The organism is Streptomyces sp. SM10 (assembly GCF_002910915.1).
GTDB lineage: Bacteria > Actinomycetota > Actinomycetes > Streptomycetales > Streptomycetaceae > Streptomyces.
Genome location: NZ_NEUF01000026.1, coordinates 1 through 3,205, shown reverse-complemented (window position 1 = coordinate 3,205; position 3,205 = coordinate 1). Strand labels below are relative to the sequence as shown.

Sequence of the window (3,205 nt, the reverse complement as noted above, 5' to 3'; positions counted from 1 at the left end):
GCTGCGCACCCTGACCCGAGAACAACACCGCCGACCGGCCCTCGACCACCTCGCCCCGCACGGCCCGGTCACCGATCAGCACAGCACGGTGCTCCAACGCCGCACGCGTCGTCGCCAACGAGAACCCGACATCCAGAGAATCATGGCCTCCGGCGAACGCGGACAACCGCTCCACCTGCGCAGACAGACCCGCCTCGGACTTCGCCGACACCACCCACGGCACCACCGGCACCGTGACAGGGGCTGAGGAAGCGATGGCCCCCGCCGCAGGCGGCGCCTGCTCGAGAATCACATGCGCGTTGGTGCCGCTGATCCCGAAGGACGACACCGCGGAACGTCGTGCCTCACCCGTCTCCGGCCACGCCACCGACTCCGTCAGCAACTCCACCGAACCCGCCGACCAGTCCACCTGCGACGACGGCTCATCCACATGCAACGTCCGCGGCAACACACCATGCCGCATCGCCAACACCATCTTGATGATCCCGGCCACACCCGCCGCCGCCTGCGTGTGACCGATGTTCGACTTCAATGACCCCAAGTGCAGCGGTCGGGCCTCGTCACGTCCCTGCCCGTACGTCGCGAGAACTGCCTGCGCTTCGATCGGGTCACCCAGCGCGGTACCGGTTCCGTGTGCTTCCACGACGTCCACCTGAGAGGCAGACAGACCGGCGTTCAGCAGCGCCTGCCGGATCACCCGCTGCTGTGACGGGCCGTTGGGCGCCGTCAGCCCGTTACTCGCACCGTCTTGATTGACCGCACTTGCCCGCACGACAGCAAGCACCTCGTGCCCGTTCCGCCGCGCATCCGACAGCCGCTCCACCAGGAGCACGCCCACACCCTCGGACCAGCCGGTGCCGTCCGCGGCTTCCGCGAAGGACTTGCACCGGCCGTCCTCGGCAAGGCCACCCTGCCGGGAGAACTCCGAAAACGTCACCGGAGTGCCCATCACCGTCACACCACCGACCAGTGCCAGCGAGCACTCACCCGACCGCAGGGCCTGAGCGGCAAGGTGCAAGGCCACCAGAGACGACGAGCACGCCGTGTCGAGCGTGACGGCCGGCCCTTCGAGCCCGAAGGCGTACGAGATGCGGCCGGACAGAACACTCGTCGCATTACCCGTGAGCAGATGCCCTCCGACGCCCTCCACCTCACCGGCATTCGCGCCCGATGCATATCCCTGGCTCGCGGCTCCGGCGAAGACGGCTGTACGGCTGCCTCGTACGGAGAGCGGGTCGATCCCCGCACGCTCGAAGGCCTCCCACGACGTCTCCAGCAGCAGGCGCTGCTGCGGGTCCATCGCCAGCGCCTCACGCGGCGAGATACCGAAGAACTCCGCATCGAACGAGGCGGCGTCGTGCAGGAAGCCGCCTTCGCGTGCAAAGGAGGCATTCGGTTCTACGGCCCAGCCCCGGTCGACAGGGAAGCCGGTGATTCCGTCGGCCTCCGCGACGAGCAGCGCCCACAGGTCCTCCGGGGAACGGACGTCCCCGGGGAGGCGGCAGCTCATGCCCACGATGACGAGCGGGTCGTCACTCCAGGCGGACGTGGCTGTCTCGGACTTCTCCGAGCCCTCCTCTGCACCGAAGAGCCGCGCACTGAGGTAGTCCGCCAGAGCAGCGGGGTTCGGGCAGTCGAAGACAAGAGTGGTGGGTAGACCGAGCCCGGTTTCCTTCTGCAGAAGGTTCCGCAGCTCGACGGCCGTAAGGGAATCGAACCCCAGTTGCTGAAACGCTCGGTCCGCCGGGATCCTGGCCGTGTTCCGGTGCCCCAGAACGGATGCGACCTGCCGGCGCACGAGGTCGAGCAGCGCAGACGCCCGCTCCGCCTCCGAAAGCACGCCGAATTGGTCCGGAAGGGAAGAGGGTCGACTTTCGGCAGAGGCGGGTTCATCCAGCTCGGTGAGTTCGCTCAGCAGAGGGCTCGTACGCATGGCGGTGAACGTCTGCGTGAAGAGCTGCCAGTCCACGTCGGCGACCGTGATCACGGAGTCGCTCTCCTGGAGCGCTTGCGCGAGTCCGGTGACCGCCATAGTGGGCGCCATCGCGGTCAGGCCATGTCGACGGAGGTGCTCTGCGGCTTCTCCGTCGGCCATGCCGCCTTCGGCCCAGGGGCCCCAGGCGATGGAGGTGGCGGTCAGACCGCGGGCCCGGCGCCGCTCGGCCAAGGCATCGAGATGCGCGTTGGCCGCCGCATAAGCGCCCTGACCACCACTGCCCCAGACCGCGCTGATCGACGAGAACAACACGAACGCATCCAGACCACGGTCACCGAAAACCGCATCAAGGTTGTCCGCACCCGTCACCTTCGCACGCAACACCCCGGAAAACTCATCCGCCGTCATACCCACCAGACCGGTCATCTGACCGACCCCCGCCGCATGGAACACCGCGCGCACCGGACCGCCGACCGACTCGACCTCCTCCACCAGCCCCGCCAGAGCACCCCGATCACTCACATCACACGCAGCGACCACAACCTCGGCACCCAGCCCCTCCAACTCAGAGACCAGCTCCCCCGAAACCGAACCACCACGGCTCACCAACACCACACGGCCGGCACCCTCACCCACCACCCACCGGGCCACATGCCCACCCAAGGCACCCGAACCCCCCGTCACCAACACCGTCCCACCCACAACAACACCCGCACCCCCACCCGACCCCGGGGCACGCACCACACGACGCCCGAACACACCCGAGCCCCGCACCGCTACCTGATCCTCACCACCCCCACCGGCCAACACCCCACACAACCGGCCCAGCACACGCTCGTCCACAACCCCCGCGACATCGACCAGCCCACCCCACACCTGAGGCAACTCCAGCCCCGCCACACGCCCCAGACCCCACACCTGAGCACCCAACGGATCCACCACACCATCAGCACGACCCACCGACACCGCACCACTGGTCACACACCACACACGCACCGGCACACCCACACCGGCCAGAACCTGAACCAACCCCAACGTCCCCGCAGCATCCAACAACGACACCACGCCCGAAACGCCTACCAGACGCTCCCCCAACACCCCACCGTCAACAACACCATCGACCACCAACACACCCGCACCACGAGCCACCAACCCCGACACCACCGGGCCATCAACCACACCCGACCCACACACCACAAGCCAACCACCCGGGAGCGACTCCGACACCACACCCCCAACCGACTTCCACACCACCCGATAACGCCAGGA

At 67.7% G+C, this 3,205-nt stretch carries 1 protein-coding gene; it reads right to left on the bottom strand.

The window, feature by feature from the left end; genetic code table 11:
- On the bottom strand, positions 1-3,205 hold a 3,205-nt coding region (locus B9S57_RS36150; RefSeq protein WP_146057699.1), incomplete at both ends, for a type I polyketide synthase.